We start from the raw sequence: 20,183 nt of genomic DNA on the forward strand, positions 1-20,183 counted from the left end.
AAATGAATAGGATCCTTAATAATTAATGCCCGCCCTGTTCAGTTTCTGTTTAGCCCACCCATTAAACCGCGGCTAAACAGACCAAATTTGATGATTGACCTCGCCGTAACCCAACGTCATTACAACATTTTCAAAACACCGCCCTGACAAACCCAGCATAAAAAATTGACGTAAGTCACATTTGCAGAGGTAAACATCGATTGTTAAGGTGCGCTCAGACAAATTTAATGACGAGGAGCAAACCATGAAAAAGCTTAACATCCTGATTGTTGCTGCCCTGACCGCGGTCTCTGGTTCCGCCATGGCGATGGGATTTACCGTTGAACAAGGTAAAAACTTCACCAATCTGAATATGGAAATGGGTAAATCCTCTTCTGGCCTGTACGCCGAAAGCCACTGGCTGAAGAATACCGATGATGGTAGCCAGACCGGCGGCGTTGGCGCGGGTTACAATCTGGAAGTAGGTCCGGTTATGCTCAACGCTGGCGCGAAAGCTATCTACCTCGGGCCGAAAAAAGGCGATAACGGCGTCGCGTTTCCGGTCGGCGGCGGGGTGAACGTGGCCCTGACCGACAGCATCCACGTGTTTGGCGAAGGGTATGTCGCGCCGGACGGCCTGAACAACAGCGTAAAAAACTATGTCGAAGCGAACGGCGGCGTAAGCTGGTCCCCGATTGGTCCAGTGACGTTGAAAGTGGGTTACCGTCACGTGAGCGTTGACGGCAAAGAGGGTCGCCCAAACCACACCCTGATTGATGGCGCCTACGTGGGCGGCGGAGTCACCTTCTGATGAAACCACGTCTCGCCGCGCTCTCTGCGCTGAGCCTGGCGTTGCTGCTGACCGGCTGCACTCAGTATACCTGGGTGAAGCCGGGTTTAAGCGATGCCGAAATGCATAAAAAGCTCACCGAATGTGAAGCGCAGGCCCTGGTCGATCTCCCTCCGGATAACGTGGTGACCGGGTCCAGTTCAGAAAAAACGGACAAAAAACATAAGAAACAGGATGTTGAAACAAGCTATACGGTAGAAGACGCGAATGAATATCAGCGGGAGACCTTAGTCGACAGCTGTATGTTCAAAAGCGGCTGGGATAAAGTCGAAGTGCAATGAATCTATTATAAAAAAACCTGCCGAATGGCAGGTTTTTTTATGGCCGGGCTTAGCGGCGCACCACCACCAGCTTCTGGTTCACAAACTCTTTGATGCCGAGATCGGAGAGCTCCCGTCCGTAACCGGAACGCTTCACGCCGCCAAACGGCAGCTCCGGCGCGGTATCGGTAAGCCAGTTGATATAAACCATCCCGGTTTCAATGGCGGAGGCCATCCGTTTGGCGCGTTCGATATCCTGACTGAAGACCGCGCCGCCCAGACCATAGTGGGAATCATTGGCCAGCTGGATTGCCTCCTCGTCATTTTTCACCACGTAGATCTGCGCCACCGGGCCAAAGAACTCTTCGAAGTACGCCGGGTTGTCACGGGTGATACCGGTCAAAATGGTGGGTTCAAAGAAATTGCCTTCTCGTGCCACCGCTTTGCCGCCCAGATGCAGCGTAGCGCCATTTTTCACCGCCTCGTCCACCTGTTTGCTTAGGGTGTCCAGCGCATCTTTGGAAGAGAGCGGCCCCAGCGTGGTGCTTTCATCCAGCGGATCGCCGATTTTCACCTGGCGAAACGCCTCACTAAATTTCGCCAGAAACGACTCAGCGATATTTTCGTGCAGGATAAAACGCTTGGCAGCGGTACACACCTGGCCGGCGTTATTCAGCCGCGCCTGGACGCCGATTTTCACCGCGCGTTCCAGGTCGGCATCGTCCAGTACCACAAATACATCGTTACCGCCCAGTTCCAGCGTCGATTTCTTAATATGCTTCGCCGCCTGCGCCGCCACCACGCTGCCGGCTTTCTCCGACCCGGTGAGCGCCGCGCCCTGCACGCGATCGTCGGCGATAATCTTCGCCACCTGATCCTGGGAAATAAACAGGTTGGTCCACGCCCCCTCCGGTGCGCCGGCCTCACGCACCAGATGGGCAAAGGTCTCCGCGCAGTGCGGCACAATGCTGGCATGTTTGGCGATAACCGGGTTGCCGGCCGCCAGGTTTGGCGCCAGGACGCGCATCAGCTGGTAATAGGGGAAGTTCCACGGCTCCACCGCCATTAAGACGCCGATGGGATGATGCTCAACCCAGGCGTCGCCGAGTTCGGAGGGATATTTCACCGGCGCCAGCAACGATTTGGCGTTATCGGCATAATAGCGGGCGATCTGCGCGCAAAGTTTCACTTCGCCGCGGCTCTGCTTAATGAGTTTCCCCATCTCCTGGCTGGCGATTTTTGCCAGTTCCTCCGCCCGGCTGTCGATCAGATCAGCCAGCTTATGCAGTACCGCCAGCCGCGGTTCAATATCGCCTTTTGCCCAGGCTGAATGGTAGAGCGCATCCGCCTGCTGCAGCGCCGCCTCCACGTCCGCGTCGCTGTGCGCCGGGTACGTTTTAATAAGCTGATTATTCGCAGGATTCACCGTCTGATAGGCCATATCGCATGTCTCCTTGTTATCGCTATTAAGGCAGTCAAAAATGCCGTCAAGGATATTAAGGGTAGTCGAGATGGCTGGCGATGCGGGTAAAGTTAGGTATATCCGGAATATTCCATAAAAAGGCTAACCGGGGCTACCTTCAGGCCGCCCCGGCGTTATCAATGTTCCAGCGCGGCGATCTCGTCGGCGGCCAGGCCAGTGATTTTCACTACCGTCTCGCGGGCAATACCGTCGTCCAGCATCCTCTGTGCAATGCGCAGCGCCTCGGCATGCTGTCCTTCTTGTCTGCCTTGTTGCCATCCTTCTTGCCGGCCTTCCCGTTTGCCTTTTCTGCGGCCCACTTCCTGTAATCTTTCGGCGATGGTCATCAATCTCTCCCTGTGCTGAGGAACCCGTTGCGCCACTTCGTGGATAAACCGGCCAAAGCGGCGCGCGTTGCCAGTCTGCAGCAGATAATTAAACAGCGTTTTTAGCTGTCTGTCATTAGCGTCCCCGCTAAGTAAAATCGTCGTCAGTTGCTCAACAATGCCCATTAAATCGCGCTGGCGAATATGCTTCTGTATCAGCTCGAGTAATGCCACGCGCCGGTGGCGAACGATCTCATCGTCGGGGATCACCGTGACATCCACCAGCGGAAAGGGCGAGATATAAAGCGCCCTCGCCAGCTGCGGATCGGCAAAACAGTCCAGCCAGTTGAGCGACCACGGGTATGGCGTGGTCGCTCCGTGATAGAACAGCATCGGCACCACCAGCGGCAGTCTGGTATGACCGCCATCAAGATGGCGCTGCATCGCGGCGATGGCGTAGCGCATCAGGCGAAAAGCCATCTGCGCGTCCGGCGAGCTCTGATGTTCGATAACCACATAAATGTAGCCCTCGCCAGACGCGGTTTTGAGTGACCACAGCACATCGGAGTACCAGGCCCGCAGGCTCTCCTCGATAAAGCTTGCCGATTCCAGCTGTAAGGTATCGAGGTCGCAGCGCAGGCGGTAAGTGGATCGCCAGGAAATCACGCGCGGTGTCGGCCTGAGTGAGAAACTGTTTAAACACCGCATCATGCGGCGTCGAGGTGGTGCCCTTTGCCATCGGCTCATCCCTGCCTGCTTATCCTGCAGGGACTCTACGCGCTCGGAATGTCTCTGACACCCGGGCAATACAACCTTTACGCACCGCCACGAAAATAGATTTCCCCGGACTGCAAGCGCGACATCCTTTTTCGAGGCGGTACGCAAATCCAGGCGGGCGACAGCCTCCGCGCAGCATGCTATAAACGACCTCTCCCTCCTCAGCAAAGGTCGATGCGGTGAACCATACCCGAGATATCCCCCAAACCTTCTGGCGAGACGATCGTCTACCGTGGCTGGAGCTGCGCAGCACCTGGCGCAGCCGCCAGGCCTACAAACGCCACAGCCACCCGCAGCTCTCGGTGGGGGCGATTATCGAGGGGGAAACGCGCTGCCTGTGCAATGGTGAGGAATATCTCCTGCAGCCCGGGGATCTGATCGTGATCCCCCCGCACGCGTCGCATAGCTGTAATCCGCTGCATGACAGGCCGCGCAGCTATCATATGCTGTACCTGGAGGCGGCATGGTGCCACGCGCAGCGCCCGGATATTCCCCCTGGCGCCAGTATCGCCTCGCCGCAGCCACTGTTGCGCGACAGCCCTCTCTTTGCCTGTTTCCAGCAGGTTGTCGCCCTGATGAGCCGCGGGAGCCTTGAACAACTGCCCGCCCGGCTGGCGCAACTCCTGCACGCGCTGCCGCTGTGCGCCGCCGCGCCGCAGGCGCCACATCACGCCAGCGCCCTGCTGTTTCAGCGCCTGGCGACAGATCTGCCAGCGCCGCCGTCGCTGGATAAGCTGGCCCACGACAGCGCGCTTCGTAAAGAGACCGTTATCCGCGCCGTGAAACAGGATACCGGCCTGACACCCGCCAGTTTGATCAACATGGCGCGCATCGAATATGCGAAAACGCGTTTACGCGCCGGGGACCCTATTGCCGATGTCGGCTATCAGGCTGGCTTTGCCGATCAGAGCCATTTCCATAAAACCTTTGTCAGCTATACCGCCGCCACGCCGCGGCAATATGCGCACAGCAGATCAATATCCGACAATAAGTAATACGGCACTTCGCTTAGGGTGGCCTCAGTACCATTATCGAGGCCACTATGCATACCTTATCGACGCTCTTTCCCGCCGCCTTCCCGGCGCTAGCCCTGTCTCACTTTGTCGCTCTGCTCAGCCCGGGCCCTGATTTTTTTCTGCTGGTCGGCTACGCCGTGCGCTACCGGATCCGCGGCAGCATCGGATTGTGTCTCGGCATCGCCGCCGGCAATGCGCTGTATATTGTTCTCGCCATCGTCGGCTGGGGGCTTCTGCGCCAGGCGCCGCTGCTGTTTTTGCTCATTGAGCTGTTGGGGGCGGGCTATTTACTGTGGGTTGGCAGCCTGCTGATACGCAGCCGTCCCGCGACGCTGGCGGTGGAGAGCATTCGCGCATCGCGTCCGGGGTTCGGCAGGCAGCTGCTGCTCGGGCTGGGGTCATCGCTGCTCAACCCCAAAAACGCTCTGTTTTATCTGGCGCTGATGACTTCCCTGCTCGGGCCGGCGGTCACCCTGCTGCAGCAAACGGTGAGCGGGTTGTGGATGGTCAGCGTGGTGTTCTTCTGGGATTTACTGCTGGTGAGTGCGATTGCGCTGCCGCAGGTACAGCGCCGCCTGGGCGCCATCGTCTGGCGAGTCGAGCGGGCGGCAGGGGCGGTCCTGATGATCTTCGGTCTGTGGATTATCTGGCGATTTTTGCACGACCTCGCCGTCAGGTTATATGCTTAAGTTTATGGAAAAACTCGCTGAACTCAAACGCGCCAAACTGCTGGCGCTGTCGCTGCTGCTGATCGCCGCCGCGCTATTTATCACCACCCTGCTGCTGCCGCCGACGCCGTGGGTCAGCGCGCTAAAGGCCATTTCCGAAGCGGCGATGGTCGGGGCGCTGGCCGACTGGTTTGCGGTGGTCGCGTTGTTTCGTCGTATTCCGCTGCCCTTTGTCGCCCGACATACGGCGATTATCCCGCGTAACAAAGACCGCATCGCCGATAATCTTGGCCGCTTTGTCGAGGAGAAGTTCCTCGATACCCCGTCGCTGGTCGCGTTGATCCGCCGCTATGAGCCAGCCCTGATGCTCGGCAACTGGTTCAGCCAGCCGGAGAATGCCCGGCGGGTCGGCCAGCATCTGCTGCAGGTGATGAGCGGTTTTCTTGAACTGACCGACGACGCGCGCATTCAGCGCCTGCTGCGCCGCGCGGTACATAAGGCGATCGATAAAGTCGACCTGACGCAGACCAGCGCCATGATGCTGGAGGGAATGACCCGCGACAATCGCCACCAGAAGCTGCTGGATTCGCTGATAAGCCAGCTTATCGCCCTGCTGCAGCGGGACAACTCCCGCGCCTTTATCGCCCGCGGCATCGTGCGCTGGCTGGAGACCGAGCACCCGCTGAAGGCCAAACTGTTACCCACCGAGTGGCTCGGCGAGCACAGCGCCGAGATGGTCACCGATGCGGTGAATACCCTGCTGGACGAGGTGAGCCATGACCGTACCCACCAGATCCGCCAGGCCTTCGACCACGCGGTGCAGAAGCTTATCGACAACCTGAAATCCGACCCGCTCATGGCGCAGAAGGCCGAGAACATCAAAGCATATCTGAAAAATGATGAGACCTTTAACCGCTATCTCGGTGAAGTGTGGGGCGACCTGCGCAGCTGGGTAAAAAACGATATCAGCAGCGATGACTCACGTATTAAGCAGCACATCGCCGAGGCTGGCCAGTGGTTCGGTGAAACCTTACTCCGCGACGACGCCCTGCGCGAATCGCTTAACGAACACCTGGAACAGGCGGCGCACCGGGTGGCGCCGGAGTTCGCCGCCTTCCTCACCCGCCATATCAGCGACACGGTGAAGAGCTGGGACGCCCGCGATATGTCGCGGCAGATCGAGCTCAATATCGGTAAAGATCTGCAGTTTATCCGCATCAACGGCACCCTGGTGGGGGGGACCATCGGCCTGATGTTGTGGCTGTTCTCGCAGATCCCCTCGCTGCTGCATCTGCATATTGGTTAGCAATGATACTATCCGAACAATAGCGCTGATAAATATTCCACAGGGAGGGAGAAATGATGCACCGGATTTCCCACTGGCTGACCCGCCACGCCGCCGCGCTGTTCTTCCCGGCGGCGCTCATTCTGTATGATTTTTCAGCCTATCTTACTACCGACCTGATCCAGCCGGGGATCCTCCACGTGGTGCGGGATTTCAATGCCGATGTGGCGCTGGCTCCTGCCTCGGTGAGCCTGTATATGGCCGGCGGCATGGCGCTGCAATGGCTGTTGGGGCCGCTCTCTGACCGGATCGGACGGCGTCCGGTACTGCTCACCGGCGCGCTGATTTTCACCCTCGCGTGCCTGGCGACGTTGTTCACCACCTCCATGACCCAGTTCCTGATTGCCCGCTTCGTGCAGGGCACCAGCATCTGCTTTATCGCCACCGTCGGCTACGTCACCGTGCAGGAGGCCTTTGAGGAAAAAAGATCGATCAGGCTGATGGCGGTGATCACCTCCGTCGTGCTGGTGGCGCCGATCGTCGGCCCGCTCTCCGGCGCGGCGCTGATGCATTTCATCCACTGGAAAGCGCTGTTCGGCATCATCGCCGCCATGGGGCTGGTGGCCTGGCTCGGCCTGCTGTTGACCATGCCGGAGACGGTGCGCCGCGGCGATGTGCCATTCAGCCTGCCCGGCGTGCTGCGCGATTTCCGCGCCGTCTTTCGTAACCGCATCTTTTTACTCGGCGCCGCCACGCTGTCTCTGAGCTATATTCCGCTGATGAGCTGGGTGGCGGTATCGCCAGTGATTTTAATGGACGCCGGCGGGCTGACCACCAGCGAGTTCGCCTGGAGCCAGGTACCAGTCTTTAGCGCCGTCATCATCGCTAATCTGTCGGTGGCGCGCTGGGTAAAAGATCCCACCCGCCCGCGCTTTGTGCTCAGCGCGGTCCCGATACAGATGCTCGGCCTGGCCATCCTGATCGTTGGGAATCTGATATGGCCGCACGTCTGGCTGTGGTCAGTGCTCGGCACCTGCTTCTACGCCTTCGGCATCGGGCTGATTTTCCCGACGCTGTTTCGCTTTACCCTCTTTTCCAACGACCTGCCGAAAGGCACGGTCTCCGCCTCGCTGAATATCGTGATCCTCAGCGTCAGCGCGTTATCGATTGAAGGCGCGCGCTGGCTGTGGTTCCATGGCGGCAGACTCCCTTTCCACCTGTTGGCGGTGGCCGCCGGGATCGTCGCCGCCTGCTGCCTGGCCGGACTGTTACGCCATCAGCGCCAGTGTGGGCAAGCGGTGATCGAAGCCCGGCAGTCGTGAGCCCTTTTACGGAGAAAGCTCCATCATGAACGACATTGAACTCAGCCCGGCACAGCGCGACCTGCTGCGCGACAAGCTCAGCAAGTACTGCGAAGAGACCTTCAACCTCGAGCTGGAGCAGTTTGACGCCGAGTTTTTTGTCGACTTTATCGCCAAAGAGCTGGGGCCGCTGTTTTACAACGCCGGTATCGAAGAGGCTATCCGCACCCATCTGGCGTGGAGCGAGCGGATCCAGGAAGAGATGGATTTGAAGAAGGTCTATTAACGCCGCGCGCAGACGCAGGAGATCAATAAAAGCTCACAAACAACAGGGCTATAATGGCGACTCTTTCAGCATCTCCCGTGTACGGGGAAGGAAAATCATGTCGCTTATCACCGATCTACCCGCCATTTTTGACCAGTTCTCAGAAGCTCGCCAGAAGGGCTTTCTCACCGTCATGGATCTTAAAGAGCAGAACATGCCGCTGGTGGGCACCTACTGCACCTTTATGCCTCAGGAGATCGCCATGGCGGCGGGCGCCATTGTCGTTTCACTGTGCTCCACCTCCGATGAAACCATCGAGGAAGCGGAAAAAGATCTGCCGCGCAACCTCTGCCCGCTGATCAAAAGCAGCTATGGCTTCGGCAAAACCGATAAATGCCCGTACTTCTATTTCTCTGACCTGGTGGTTGGGGAAACCACCTGCGACGGCAAAAAGAAAATGTATGAGTACATGGCCGAGTTCAAGGCGGTCCACGTCATGCAGTTGCCGAACAGCGCCAGCGATGCCGCTTCCCGCGCACTGTGGAAAACGGAGATCCTGCGCCTGCAGCAGGTGATTGAGGCCCGGTTTGGCACGCCGATTAGCGAAGCGGCGCTGCGCGAAGCCATCGTGTTGAAAAATCGCGAGCGCCGGGCGCTGGCCCACTTTTATCGTCTCGGGCAACTCAATCCGCCGGCGCTCAGCGGCGGCGACATCCTGAAAGTGGTGTATGGCGCCACCTTCCGTTTCGACAAAACCGCCCTGATTGATGAACTGCATGCCATGGCGGACCGCATCCATCAGGAGTGGCGGCAGGGTAAACGGCTGGAACCTCGTCCGCGGATCCTGATCACCGGCTGCCCGATCGGCGGCGCGGCGGAAAAAGTGGTCCGCGCCATCGAGGAAAACGGCGGCTGGGTGGTCGGCTATGAAAACTGCACCGGCGCGAAAGCCACCGAGCGCTGCGTGGCGGAAGAGGGCGACGTCTACGACGCCTTAACCGATAAATATCTCGCCATCGGCTGCTCCTGTATCTCCCCCAACGACCAGCGTCTGCAGCTGCTGAGCCAGATGGTGGAGGAGTATCAGGCCGACGGGGTGATCGACGTCATTTTGCAGGCCTGCCATACCTATGCCGTGGAATCGCTGGCGATTAAACGCCATCTGCGCAAGCAGCACGACCTTCCTTATATGGCGATAGAAACCGACTATTCGACGGCGGACCTCGGCCAGCTCAGCACCCGCGTCGCCGCCTTTATCGAAATGTTGTAAGGAGCTCGCGTGAACTATACGGTTGGCATTGATTCCGGCTCCACCGCCACAAAAGGCATCCTGCTGGCGGACGGCGTCATTGTACGCCGCTTCCTCTGCCCCACTCCCTTTCGCCCCGCCGACGCCATCCATAAGGCCTGGGAAACGCTACGCGCTGGCCTCACGGAGACGCCTTTTTTAACCCTCACCGGCTATGGTCGCCAGCTGGTGGATTTTGCCGATAAGCAGGTGACGGAGATCTCTTGTCACGGCCTCGGCGCTCGCCTGCTGGCGCCGGACACCCGCACGGTGATTGACATCGGCGGCCAGGACAGCAAAGTCATCCAGCTGGACGCCGAGGGCAATCTCAGCGACTTCCTGATGAATGATAAATGCGCCGCCGGCACCGGCCGCTTTCTGGACGTCATTTCACGGACGCTTGGCGCCAGCGTCGAACAACTCGACAGCATCACTGCAGACGTCGAGCCGCATGCGATTACCAGCATGTGCACGGTGTTTGCCGAATCGGAGGTCATTAGCCTGCGGTCGGCCGGCGTCGCGCCGGAGGCGATTCTGGCCGGGGTGATTAACGCCATGGCCCGGCGCAGCGCGAACTTTATTGGCCGCTTATCGGCGCAGGGGCCACTGCTGTTTACCGGCGGCGTCAGCCACTGCGCCACCTTTGCCCGGATGCTGGAAAGCCATGTCGGCATGGCGGTGACAACCCATCCCGACGCCCAGTTTGCCGGGGCGATCGGCGCGGCGCTGATCGGCCAGCGCCAGCGGAGGCGCGGATGACAACCTTCCTGTTTTTATTTCATTCCACGGTGGGGGTGGTGCGGATGCGCAAAGCCCTGCAGGCGGCGGGAATGACCTTCGAGGTGAAGGATATTCCGCGCCAGCTGCGCAGCGGCTGCGGGCTGTGCATTTACCTGAGCTGCATGCCTGGCGATGAGCAACGATGGGTTATACCCGGCGAAACGGCAGCCCTGTTTCGCGTCGCCGGAACTGACTATCACCTGTTGGCGAACTTTCCGCGACCGGCGTGAGTTTACCATCCGATGCGATCTTGCCGTTATTCCCCGGCTGCCTATGCGCACCGCGGTAGCCCGGATGAGGCGTTAGCCGACATCCGGGACGCTTCCCCGGTAGCGCTTACGCTTACCGGGGCTACCGACAAAATGCCCAACCGTAGCCCGGGTAAGGCGTAAGCCGCTACCCGGGGGCTGGCAGCTTAGCTTCAGCCCAACAGCTGGCGAACGCAGGATTTGAATACCCGCACGCCATCCGCCAGCGCGGTGCGCTCGAAATGCATTTCCGGATGATGCAGGCCCGGCAGCAGGTTGCAGCCCAGTCCCCAGAAGCCACCTTTCACCGCCGGGCGCAGACGCAAATAGTGGAAAAAATCTTCGCTGCCCGGCGTACTCTTCGCGGCCGTTAAGCCCGCCTCGCCAAAGGTTTCGCATATTGCCTGGCTTATGATAGCCGTGGCTTCTGCGTCGATAATCGCCGCCGGCATCTCTTTGACTACCCGGATGTCGACGCTGGCGCCATATGCTGCTGCGCTACTCTCGATAGCCCTGACCACGCGTTCTTTGAGTGTCGCCATGCCGTCATTTTCCTCGCAGCGCAGATCCCAACAAACGTGCGCTTTCGCCGGCACCGAATTGGTGACGCCCGCATCGCAAAGAAAGCGCGTCGCTTTCGCGCTCCAGGTAAGCGACGGCGCCAGATGGATACCGTTCACCGCCTGTACTGCATGCGAGGCGGCATCCAGCGCGTTAATGCCCAGATGCGGACGAGCGGCGTGAGCGGCTTTGCCGTGAAAATCCACCATCACCGTCGCCGAAGCGGAATAGTACATTGCCGGTACCGCCTGGCCCATCGGACACTCTTCCAGCGGCCGGAGATGGAAGCCGAACAGCATCTCTACGTCATCCAGTACCCCGGCCTCCGTTAAAGCGATCGCGCCCGTCCCCAGCTCTTCAGCAGGCTGAAAAAGCACTTTTAACTTCCCACGCTTTACCAGCCCCTCGGCGAGGATCTCTTCGGCGGCGGTTAATACCACCGAAGAGTGGCCATCATGACCGCAGGTATGACGGGCCTCTAAGCGGCCATCGATAATATGGCCCAGCGCATCCATATCTGCCCGTAGCGCCACCACTGGCCCCGGTTCCCCGCTATCGATTTCGGCGACAATCCCGGTAGTCCCGCCAACGTTGCGGTGAACCCGGAACCCTGCCGCCGCCAGGGCGTCGCCGATGTAAGCCGAGGTTTTGTACTCCTCAAAGCCCAGCTCAGGTATTTGGTGCAGATAATTGAAATGCTCTAACGTTCGCGACACAACTGACTCCTTGCCTTTCATTATGCCATCACGCGCATGACCAGCATGGCGATGACGGCGTTGATAATGCTCACCGCCATCAGCAGCGGCCAGTATTTTTTCGGTACATCCGCCACCCCAAGCAGCCGCCCCATATACTGTAGTTGCGAACCCATCAGGAAGATGGCCGGGATCAGGATGGTGACGTCCGCCACGTTGAGGGTGCCTTTACTCAACAGGCTCACCGCCACTCCCGTCCCCGCCGAGGCGGAAAGCCAGGAGGTGAGCAGCACGGTAATCGCTTCGCCCGGTAAGCCAAACAGGCCCATCAGCGGCGCGCAGACCTGGCCTATCAACTGCATCACCCCGAGCAAATTAAGCATTTCGGCGATCACATATGCCATTAATACATTCGGCATCAGGTTGTTTATGGCAATATTAAATCCTTTACGTGCACCGATAACAAAAATATCAAACGGATTACTGGCCACTTTTGCCGAATTACTCATTATCAAAATCCCCTTTATAGGCCGTATTCAAAACCAGACGGGTGATTGCCGCGCCAACGAATTTCAGCACAAACATTAACAGCAGCGGAATAATAATAGGGATGGTTAACGACGCGAAAAGCGCTGAGCCAATGGAGAAATAGTTATTGATCAGACCGGCGCCGGAATATTGCCATGCCCCCATAATTACCACATCTTTCCGACTAATTTTTTTGCTGTCATACAGCTCTTTGGTCAACGCGGCCCCGGCATCGGTGCTTTGGAGGTCGGTAATTAACGCCAGACCGGTATAACCCGGGATCCCCAGTAACGGGCGTAACAACGGCGTCAGCAGCTTATGCGCTGCACGTATCGCGCCATAATGGGTAAAGATTTCCAGCAACCCCAGCGCCAGCATCACCGTAGGGACCAGCGACAGCGCAAACAAGAAACCGGCCTTGGCGCTGATGCCGCCGCTGCCGATAAAAGTGTTAGTTTCCGGGGTCTTCATCGTGCCAAATGCGCCGCCGAGGGTGGTAAAGTCGAAAGCCCCCAGCCAGGCCATCCCTTCCACTTTAAAAAGCAGCCCGGAGAAGACTAATAACACCACCACCAGCGAGATCCATGCCCCAGGCCCTACCCGCCACTCATTTGTCGCGTCGTCGGAGGAACGTTCCAACGTTTTATTTTCACTCATACCCTGTCCTCACATTATGAAATATCTTATTGGTCTTTTGCCATTTGGACGCTTTTCAATGTATTGGTTTTGGCATTGATTATTTTGACGTAAAACACCCATCAATAAATAAGGTGCCTCTCTTTTCCCGAAAAGCCGGCAACAGGCATATACCTCACTTATTTATCTTTTTACTGGCATATCGATATCTTATTATTGGCAACCACCGGTGGTACTGGTTTATTGCCATGGCAGTTAATCCGTTCCGTGACTCCCCTTGTCTGTTATGTACCTGAATCACGATTATCTATAACTAGCCGGGATGATAAATGTCTGGTAAAGGATGTTATTGTTGACCTGAAGTCAACAAAGGAGGGAGACAGGATGTTACACGAACGTCCCATGAGCTATCTGTACGAAGTCGGGATCCAGGGGGGCATTCGGCGGGCCGCTGATATTCTGGGGATTAATCCGTCGGTTATCAGCCGCCAGATAGCGCAGCTGGAGCGAACGCTGGAACTCCCTCTGCTGGAGCGACAGGGGCGCAATGTGGCGCTCACTGAAGCCGGACGTTTGCTGGCCGAGGATTACCACGAAAGCCGCCAGCGGCGGGAAAAGCTGGAGAGTCATCTAAAGGATTTACGCCATATGCGTGGCGGCACCATCTCTGTGAGAATTGGCGGGGGGTTGGTGACGACCTTTATCGAGTCGGTGATGAGCACGTTTTCGCAGTCGTGGCCGAACGTATTCGTTGATATTAGCGTCGGCAATATGCAGGAGATGCTCAACGATATCGCCAGCGGTGAAGCGGATATGGCGGTCGCCTTCGGCCCCATCGGCAATCCGGAGCTTAAACGCCACAGCTTCCAGTGGGGGCCCATCTGCGCGGTGGTCTCTCCGCAGCATCCCATCGCGCGACAGTCGATGGTGACCATCGATGAGCTGACGCAATATCGCCTGATCGCCCTGACAGAAAGCTTTGGCCTACAGCGCCATATGAACGCCATGTTTAAAACCGCCGGGCGGCAGTTTCATCCGGCCTATCGCTGCAACCTCTTTTCCACCGCCATGAGCCTGAGCCAGGCCGGTCTGGGGATCTCTTTCATGACCGAATTCGCCGCCCGGGAAGCAATCGCTCACGGCATACTAAAGGCGGTCCCCATCGATCATCCGATCGCCAGCAGCGCCCAATGCCACTTATTACGCAACTCGAACCGCCGCTTTCCCCCCGCCGCGCACCATATGTGGCGCTTACTCCATAACGCCTTTCGCGATGCGCAGCGGGCGATGACGGTGTGACCCTATTCGCTCACCACAAAGCGCGTCGCCGCAAAGCAGTTCAGCAGACGGTGCATGAGAAAGACCAGAGTCAGCGTCACCACCAGCGAGACCGTCACCGAGGTGATGCGGTACAGGTCGCTGAATACCAGATCCTGATAGGGATGCAGATTCTGGCCGAACATAATGCCGATGGTGGTGATGCTGGCGAAGCCCACCCCGGCGCCCACTTTCTCCATCACGTGCAGGCGGGCGCTGAAGGCCAGCCCGAGACCAATCAGCGGCATCATCAGGATCATGTGGTTGCTGAAATCATAGATGATCAGTTGCACCACCAGAATATAGAGACAGGCCAGCACCACCCCGACGACGCGCCAGATCGAGCTGATCACCGCCCCGCGATAGTGCATCGGAAACAGGATCAGGATCCCGGCCATCAGCGCCGACAGCGAGTCACTGAGATCGCAGATCTGGAACACCACAAAGATGATCGTCGCGACCGTACCGGAGAGCAGCGACTCGTGGCGAATGCGGGCGGCGTCTTTTTCAATGCGCGGCGGCGGCTTGCGCGGTTCGACGTCCGGGATCAGGTAATGCAGCAGCGCGCTCAGCGCCACCGCCAGCACGCAGGCTTCCATATTGGAGAACATCAGGGTGTGCCAGTTGCTGGTGGGATAGCTCATAAAGTTGAGCATCGTGCTCTGGCACACCACGCCCATCGACCCCAGCAGAAACAGCGGCCCCTGGCTCATAAAGCGGAAACGCATCACGTACAGGGCAAACACTACCAACGTCATGATCACCGGCCACTGTGACAAATAGCCGACAATCAATACCATTTCGACGCAGTTCACCGCCGCGCTGAACACAAACTGGCGGGCGACATGGCGGTTGAACACCGGCACCAGCGACATCAGCATCAGCGGATACACCACAAAAAATACGCCGTACTGCACGTCGTAGAAGGTGGAGATACTGAGCGCAATCGTCCCGGCCACGGCGATACGCACCGTCTGGCGAAAATCATTCGCCGTGTAGACGATATTGCCGTGCGGCGTAAAGACGTGCGCCAGGGTATTAATAGACATAGTGCAACCAGCTCACCAGGTGGATCTGCAGGCCGGCGAAGGTGCGGGCGAAAGGTCCCTCGCTATTGTACAGCTGCACCGTGGCGCGGGCGCCGGTCGGCAGCGGTTTCGCCAGCGGCTGATCCAGCGCGACGTGAATGCGCATGCGCTGTGCGTCGCGCACCCAGCGGGTGGACTGCTCCGGCTGCGACAGCTGGCCGTTCACCGCCTCCTGCCCCGCCAGAATCCCGGCATCGCTGCTGGTGACGTGCGCCGGGAAAACTTGCCCCGGCAGGGCATCAAAGACCACCGCTGCATCGGTGTTTACCGCGGTGTGGCGCAGGCTCTTCTCACGGAAGTCAGCGACGATATCTGTATTGTTGTTGACCAGCGCCAGCACGGCCGTCGCCGCGGTGGCGTAGATCCCCGGGTTAAGCTGCAGGTTGCTGACCATACCGTCAGTTTCGGCACGCACCTGGGTCCAGGCCAGGTTCAGCTGCGCCTCCTCCAGCGCATTACGGTATTTCTGCAGAGTGACGTTGCGCTTATCGTCGCGCTCACCGCGCTGGATCAGCAGGTTCTGGATCTGCGCGTTCAGCGCCGAGACCGACTGCTCGCTGGTCTGCCAGGTGGTCCGCACCTTATCGAGGTCGGACTGCGAGACGTTCTGCATCGTACTCAGGCGCTGGTAGCGATCGAGCGTGACCTTATCGTTACGGGCGGTGTACTGTGCGGTGCGCAGGTTGGCGCGGGCGGCGGCGATTTGTGCATCCAGTTGCTGGTTGCTCAGTTTCGCCTGCTCGAGGGCGATCTCCGCCGCTTCAACTTTATTAATGAATGGCGTTGGGTCGAGCTCATACAGCAGGTCGCCCTTTTTCACCTGGCTGTTGTTGTGCACGTAAACGTGCGAGACATAGCCGGAGACCCGCGACGAAACCGGGGTCACCACGCGCATGACGGTGGAGTCCGGCGTCAGCGGGATCCAGATATCGGCAACGATAAACCAGGCGAATATTCCCAGAAAAGCGGCAATACTCACCCGTACCCAGCGGGCAAATTTTTGTTCAGGCGTCATCATAGTGTGTTAGATCTTGTTATCTTCTTCGCGGATATTCCGCAAACGGCAGGCGATTTGATTTAATGTGGCGCTGAAGGTGGCGAGGTCGGCCTCCGGGATGGTCTGAGTCACGCGTTCCTGATAGGTCTCGATCACGCAGCTCAGTTTTTCCAGAATCGCCCGCCCCTCGGCGGTCAGCGTCAGCAGGCGAATGCGTTTGTCATATGGCGATGTAGAACGCACCAGATAGCCCTGCTTTTCCAGTAACGAGAGGGTGCGCATCAGCGGCGGCAGTTCAATTCCCTGCACCTCCGCCAGTTCGCTGACCGAGACGTTGTCTCCCAGCTGATGCAGTTGCATCAACACCGTCCAGCTGGACTGGGTGAGTCCGGTATCGGTGATAGCGGAGTCAATAATGGCGCGCCACTGGCGCACCACCATGGCCATTCTCATCCCCAACGGGCGGCGGGCAAACAGGTCGTCTTCGGTCACAGGTTTTCCTCTCATTGTTGAGAAGAAAATAATACTTATCAGGGTAAGTATCAAGAAACGGACGATCGCGCCGCATCAATTGATAAATTTCGTGAATGTATTCCCCGGCGTCGCCAGCGCTTACCGGGGCAAAGAAGGAATGATGCCTGAAAAAAACCGCACTTTTTAATTGATCTGATCCCGACGCAGGCCGATGTCTTTCAGCTGTTCGTCGCTCATTCGCTGCAAAGCTCTGCGCGTTTGCTCCTGAAGCCACCATTTTTTGATAAACCGCACCAGCAGTACGAAACCGATAAATGGCTGTCTTGCCCTGTTCTCGTGAAATTCCATCCTCTACCTCCTCACCTTGCCAGAGGCTTTATCTTCACGGATTTGGGGCCAAGGAATACAGATTCACAAAACGCTTTTCTTTAACATACAGATTAGCTAAAACGTACACCAGAGCCCAATTTTTACGCCAATCTGTACTGGTTATTCCATCTGTATGGCGGAAATTAAGGATACAGCATGACCCGCTACCAACATCTCGCTACGCTGCTGGCCGAACGCATCGAACAGGGCCTGTATCGCCACGGCGAAAAACTGCCGTCGGTGCGCAGCCTGAGCCAGGAACATGGCGTCAGCATCAGCACCGTCCAGCAGGCCTATCAGTTGCTTGAGCAGCAGCAGATGATCGTACCGCAGCCGCGATCGGGCTATTTCGTTGCCCCCCGCAAGGCCCAGCCGCCGGTGCCGCCGATGTCGCGTCCGGTACAGCGCCCGGTGGAGATCACCCAGTGGGATCAGGTGCTGACCATGCTCGACGCCCGCTACGATAAATCGATTATCCCCTTCGGCGGCGGCTCGCCGGATGTCACACAGCCAAGCCTGAAGCCTATCTGGCGCGAACTGAGCCGGGCGATCCAGCATAACCTCAGCGAAGTGCTGAACTATGACGAGCTGGCCGGGCGCCGCGAGCTGAGGGAGCAGATCGCCCGTCTGATGCTTGACGGCGGCTCGGTAGTGACGGCTGACGATCTGGTGCTCACCAGCGGCTGCCATAGCGCGCTGTCTCTGGCCTTGCTGTCGGTATGCCAGCCTGGCGATATCGTGGCGGTGGAATCTCCCTGCTACTACGGCACGATGCAGATGCTGCGCGGACTGGGATTAAAGACCATTGAGATCCCTACCGATCCGGAAACCGGGATCAGCATTGAGGCCCTGGAGCTGGCGCTGGATCAGTGGCCGATCAAAGGGGTGATCCTCGTGCCAAACTGCAATAACCCGCTGGGCTTTATCATGCCGGACGCTCGCAAGCGCGCGGTGCTGAACCTGGCCCAGCGCCACGATATCGTGATTTTCGAGGATGATATTTACGGCGAGCTGGCCACCGAGTACCCTCGCCCGCGCACCATTCACTCCTGGGATATCGACGGCCGGGTGATGCTCTGCAGCTCTTTTACCAAAACCATCGCCCCCGGCCTGCGCATCGGTTGGATAGCGCCCGGGCGCTACTACGACAAGCTGCTACAGATGAAGTACGCCGCCAGCGGCACTAACGTCCCTTCAACCCAACTGGCGGCTTGCAATTTTATTCGCGAAGGCCACTACCACCGTCACGTGCGGCGGATGCGGCAGATCTATCAGCGTAATATGGAGATCTACACCTGCTGGCTGCGGGAATTTTTCCCCTGCGGGATCTGCGTCACCCGGCCAAAAGGTGGTTTTATGCTGTGGGTGGAGCTCCCGGAGCAGGTGGATATGGTCTGCGTCGCCAAACAGCTGTGCCGGTTGAAGATCCAGGTCGCGCCGGGCTCGCTGTTTTCGGCAGCGGGCAAGTATCGCAACTGCGTCAGGATCAACTGCGCCCTGCCGCCGACCGAGAAACATAAAGCGGTGATGGTGAAGCTGGGAGAAGCGGTGAAGGTGGCGATGGAGTGAAGTTTAACCTGTTCTCCCCGGTGGCGCTGCGCTTACCGGGGCTACGGGTTACCCCGCGTCCGCAAATCAGCTTCACTGGTCAAAAAACACCATTCCCTTATACGGCTGCTCACGGCAGGCGGCCAGCCGCTGGTCGAGACTGCCGACGTGCAGCTCCAGCTTGTGGCCATCGGGATCGAGGAAATAGTGCGAGGCGCCTTCGCTGCGGTTTAGCTTCCAGACCGCCACGCCGGCAACCTCCAGGCGGGCGGCGAAGCTGGCGAAATCCGCCTCGCTAATGCTAAACGCATAATGGGTGTAGTCGCTCTCTTCCGACGGGGTGATGCGCCGCTGCGGATCCAGCGACAGGCACAGCCACAGATCGCCGCAGGAGAGATAGGCGCCACTGTCCCAGCGGGCGTGCAGCGTCATGCCCAGCAGTTGCTGATAAAACGCCACGCTCGGCGCCAACTGGCTGACTGCCAGGGTCAGGTGATTCAGTCCACTCAGCATGTCTGTTCCTCCAGTGAATTCACAATGAACTGACGCAGCCATTGATGCGCCGGGTCGCGGTGCCAGCGCTCGTGCCACAGCATCAGCATCTCAAAGCCGGCGACCGCCAGTGGCGGCTCGACGACTTCCAGCCCGCTCTGCCCGCGCACCAGCCGCTCCGGCAGCACCGCCACCAGATCGCTATTGCGCAGGGTCTCCAGCATAAACAGGAAATGTGGCACGGAAAGGACAACCCGCCGCGCCAGGCCAAGATTCGCCAGCGCGGTATCGGTCGCCGCGCTGAAGCCGCCCCCGTCCGGGGAGACGATCACGTGCTCCAGCTGACAGAACGTTTCCAGGCTAAGCCCAGGCCGCAGCGCCGGATGCTCCGCCCGGCCTGCCAGCACATAGCGTTCGCGAAACAGCAGGCGCTGATGTAGCCCCGGCGGCGCGCCCTCGCGGGTATGAAAGAAGAGATCTACTGTATCGCTGGCCGCCTGCTGCTCCAGCCGCGCCGGCTGTAGCTCGAACACCGCCAGCCGACTGCCGGGAGAGGCCAGCCGTAGCCTGCCCAGCATCGGCAGGAGGATCGCCGAGGCCATATAGTCCGTCGCTGCCACCCGCCAGGTCTCCGCCGCCGTCGCCGGATCAAAAGGCGCCACCGGCGCCACCGCCTGCTCCAGTGCGGCTAGCGCTGCGCGCAGCGGCTGGCGAAGTTCATCGGCGCGGGCGGTGGGCTGCATGCCGCGCGGACCCGGCATCAGCAGCGGGTCGGCGAAAATCTCCCGCAGCCTGGCGAGCTGAATGCTCACCGAGGGCTGCGACAGATTCAGCCGCTGCGCCGCCCGGGTGACATTATTTTCACTGAGCAGCACATCAAGCGTGCGCAGCAGATTAAGATCCAGACGATGTAAATTAATCACAGCTATACCTGGAATTTAAGTAATTAATTTCTACTATAGCGTCAGCTTTC

The 20,183-nt window shown here is 58.6% G+C and carries 22 protein-coding genes and 1 pseudogene; 12 read left to right on the forward strand and 11 right to left on the reverse strand.

Annotation, left to right across the window (positions count from 1 at the left end; genetic code table 11):
• Window positions 1–244 precede the first annotated feature (244 nt).
• Both CW267_RS16325 and CW267_RS16330 read left to right on the forward strand, forming a co-directional pair.
• On the forward strand, window positions 245–790 hold the full coding sequence (locus CW267_RS16325; RefSeq protein WP_008807582.1) for a YfaZ family outer membrane protein: 546 nt from the start codon (window positions 245–247) through the stop codon (window positions 788–790).
• The gene (locus CW267_RS16330; protein WP_016160232.1) at window positions 790–1,110 is read left to right on the forward strand and encodes a hypothetical protein; all 321 of its coding nucleotides are present in this window, start codon (window positions 790–792) and stop codon (window positions 1,108–1,110) included. Before CW267_RS16325 ends, CW267_RS16330 begins: the two co-directional genes overlap by 1 nt.
• Window positions 1,111–1,159: 49 nt before the next feature.
• Here CW267_RS16330 and CW267_RS16335 read toward each other — a convergent pair whose 3' ends face one another.
• Both CW267_RS16335 and CW267_RS16340 read right to left on the reverse strand, forming a co-directional pair.
• Entirely contained in the window at window positions 1,160–2,530 is a 1,371-nt protein-coding gene (locus CW267_RS16335) for an NAD-dependent succinate-semialdehyde dehydrogenase (RefSeq protein ID WP_049010702.1), read from the reverse strand.
• Window positions 2,531–2,688: 158 nt separating this feature from the next.
• Window positions 2,689–3,616 (reverse strand): annotated as a pseudogene (locus tag CW267_RS16340) (Rpn family recombination-promoting nuclease/putative transposase).
• 217 nt (window positions 3,617–3,833) lie between these two features.
• Here CW267_RS16340 and CW267_RS16345 point away from each other — a divergent pair.
• The 8 genes from CW267_RS16345 to CW267_RS16380 all read left to right on the forward strand — a co-directional run bounded on the left by CW267_RS16345 (window position 3,834) and on the right by CW267_RS16380 (window position 10,487).
• The gene (locus CW267_RS16345) at window positions 3,834–4,649 is read left to right on the forward strand and encodes an AraC family transcriptional regulator (protein ID WP_060619701.1); all 816 of its coding nucleotides are present in this window, start codon (window positions 3,834–3,836) and stop codon (window positions 4,647–4,649) included.
• A 47-nt stretch (window positions 4,650–4,696) separates the two neighbouring features.
• Complete coding sequence (locus CW267_RS16350; RefSeq protein WP_008807586.1) at window positions 4,697–5,359, forward strand: LysE family translocator; 663 nt, start codon at window positions 4,697–4,699, stop codon at window positions 5,357–5,359.
• Window positions 5,352–6,644, forward strand: a complete 1,293-nt coding sequence (locus CW267_RS16355) for a DUF445 domain-containing protein (RefSeq protein WP_100781587.1) — start codon at window positions 5,352–5,354, stop codon at window positions 6,642–6,644. The genes CW267_RS16350 and CW267_RS16355 overlap by 8 nt, the downstream gene beginning before the upstream one ends.
• A 53-nt stretch (window positions 6,645–6,697) precedes the next feature.
• Window positions 6,698–7,945 (forward strand): multidrug efflux MFS transporter MdtM, encoded by a 1,248-nt coding sequence (mdtM, locus tag CW267_RS16360; protein ID WP_012969015.1) that lies wholly within the window; start codon window positions 6,698–6,700, stop codon window positions 7,943–7,945.
• 25 nt (window positions 7,946–7,970) lie between these two features.
• Window positions 7,971–8,210, forward strand: coding sequence for a DUF2164 domain-containing protein (locus CW267_RS16365; RefSeq protein WP_008807589.1), 240 nt, complete (start codon window positions 7,971–7,973; stop codon window positions 8,208–8,210).
• A 97-nt stretch (window positions 8,211–8,307) separates the two neighbouring features.
• A complete protein-coding gene (locus tag CW267_RS16370; protein ID WP_086070412.1) occupies window positions 8,308–9,459 on the forward strand; it encodes a double-cubane-cluster-containing anaerobic reductase in 1,152 nt (383 codons plus the stop codon).
• A 9-nt stretch (window positions 9,460–9,468) separates the two neighbouring features.
• On the forward strand, window positions 9,469–10,236 hold the full coding sequence (gene yjiL / locus CW267_RS16375; RefSeq protein ID WP_023322018.1) for a putative 2-hydroxyacyl-CoA dehydratase activator YjiL: 768 nt from the start codon (window positions 9,469–9,471) through the stop codon (window positions 10,234–10,236).
• Window positions 10,233–10,487 (forward strand): DUF3343 domain-containing protein, encoded by a 255-nt coding sequence (locus CW267_RS16380; protein WP_012969018.1) that lies wholly within the window; start codon window positions 10,233–10,235, stop codon window positions 10,485–10,487. Before yjiL ends, CW267_RS16380 begins: the two co-directional genes overlap by 4 nt.
• A gap of 191 nt (window positions 10,488–10,678) precedes the next feature.
• Here the strand turns inward: CW267_RS16380 and CW267_RS16385 are convergent, their stop codons facing one another.
• From CW267_RS16385 to CW267_RS16395, 3 genes are read right to left on the reverse strand one after another with little or no spacing between them, the layout of a single operon-like run.
• Window positions 10,679–11,782, reverse strand: coding sequence for a M20 peptidase aminoacylase family protein (locus CW267_RS16385; RefSeq protein ID WP_023322017.1), 1,104 nt, complete (start codon window positions 11,780–11,782; stop codon window positions 10,679–10,681).
• A 20-nt stretch (window positions 11,783–11,802) separates the two neighbouring features.
• Window positions 11,803–12,270: a YjiG family protein gene (locus CW267_RS16390; RefSeq protein WP_008807593.1), complete on the reverse strand. Its 468-nt coding sequence runs from the start codon at window positions 12,268–12,270 to the stop codon at window positions 11,803–11,805.
• Window positions 12,263–12,946 (reverse strand): nucleoside recognition domain-containing protein, encoded by a 684-nt coding sequence (locus tag CW267_RS16395; protein WP_008807594.1) that lies wholly within the window; start codon window positions 12,944–12,946, stop codon window positions 12,263–12,265. The genes CW267_RS16390 and CW267_RS16395 overlap by 8 nt, the downstream gene beginning before the upstream one ends.
• Window positions 12,947–13,309: 363 nt before the next feature.
• On the opposite strand from CW267_RS16395, the gene CW267_RS16400 reads away from it, so the two are divergent.
• Window positions 13,310–14,224 (forward strand): LysR substrate-binding domain-containing protein, encoded by a 915-nt coding sequence (locus CW267_RS16400; protein WP_008807595.1) that lies wholly within the window; start codon window positions 13,310–13,312, stop codon window positions 14,222–14,224.
• A 2-nt stretch (window positions 14,225–14,226) separates the two neighbouring features.
• Here CW267_RS16400 and CW267_RS16405 read toward each other — a convergent pair whose 3' ends face one another.
• From CW267_RS16405 to CW267_RS16420, 4 genes are all read right to left on the reverse strand, one after another.
• The gene (locus CW267_RS16405) at window positions 14,227–15,291 is read right to left on the reverse strand and encodes a DUF2955 domain-containing protein (RefSeq protein WP_008807596.1); all 1,065 of its coding nucleotides are present in this window, start codon (window positions 15,289–15,291) and stop codon (window positions 14,227–14,229) included.
• Complete coding sequence (locus CW267_RS16410; protein ID WP_022065029.1) at window positions 15,281–16,348, reverse strand: HlyD family secretion protein; 1,068 nt, start codon at window positions 16,346–16,348, stop codon at window positions 15,281–15,283. The genes CW267_RS16405 and CW267_RS16410 overlap by 11 nt, the downstream gene beginning before the upstream one ends.
• A 6-nt stretch (window positions 16,349–16,354) precedes the next feature.
• Window positions 16,355–16,819, reverse strand: a complete 465-nt coding sequence (locus CW267_RS16415; RefSeq protein WP_008807598.1) for a MarR family winged helix-turn-helix transcriptional regulator — start codon at window positions 16,817–16,819, stop codon at window positions 16,355–16,357.
• A gap of 165 nt (window positions 16,820–16,984) precedes the next feature.
• Entirely contained in the window at window positions 16,985–17,149 is a 165-nt protein-coding gene (locus CW267_RS16420) for a DUF1127 domain-containing protein (RefSeq protein ID WP_008807599.1), read from the reverse strand.
• A gap of 177 nt (window positions 17,150–17,326) precedes the next feature.
• Here CW267_RS16420 and CW267_RS16425 point away from each other — a divergent pair, with 177 nt between their 5' ends.
• Window positions 17,327–18,739, forward strand: a complete 1,413-nt coding sequence (locus tag CW267_RS16425; RefSeq protein ID WP_008807600.1) for a PLP-dependent aminotransferase family protein — start codon at window positions 17,327–17,329, stop codon at window positions 18,737–18,739.
• Between the two features lie 72 nt (window positions 18,740–18,811).
• Here the strand turns inward: CW267_RS16425 and fosA are convergent, their stop codons facing one another.
• Entirely contained in the window at window positions 18,812–19,231 is a 420-nt protein-coding gene (gene fosA, locus CW267_RS16430; protein WP_032756137.1) for a FosA5 family fosfomycin resistance glutathione transferase, read from the reverse strand.
• The gene (locus CW267_RS16435; protein WP_012542980.1) at window positions 19,225–20,133 is read right to left on the reverse strand and encodes a LysR family transcriptional regulator; all 909 of its coding nucleotides are present in this window, start codon (window positions 20,131–20,133) and stop codon (window positions 19,225–19,227) included. The genes fosA and CW267_RS16435 overlap by 7 nt, the downstream gene beginning before the upstream one ends.
• Between the last annotated feature and the right edge of the window lie 50 nt (window positions 20,134–20,183).

The sequence above is a fragment of the Klebsiella sp. X1-16S-Nf21 genome (genome assembly GCF_002837615.1).
GTDB classification, from domain to species: Bacteria; Pseudomonadota; Gammaproteobacteria; order Enterobacterales; family Enterobacteriaceae; genus Klebsiella; species Klebsiella variicola.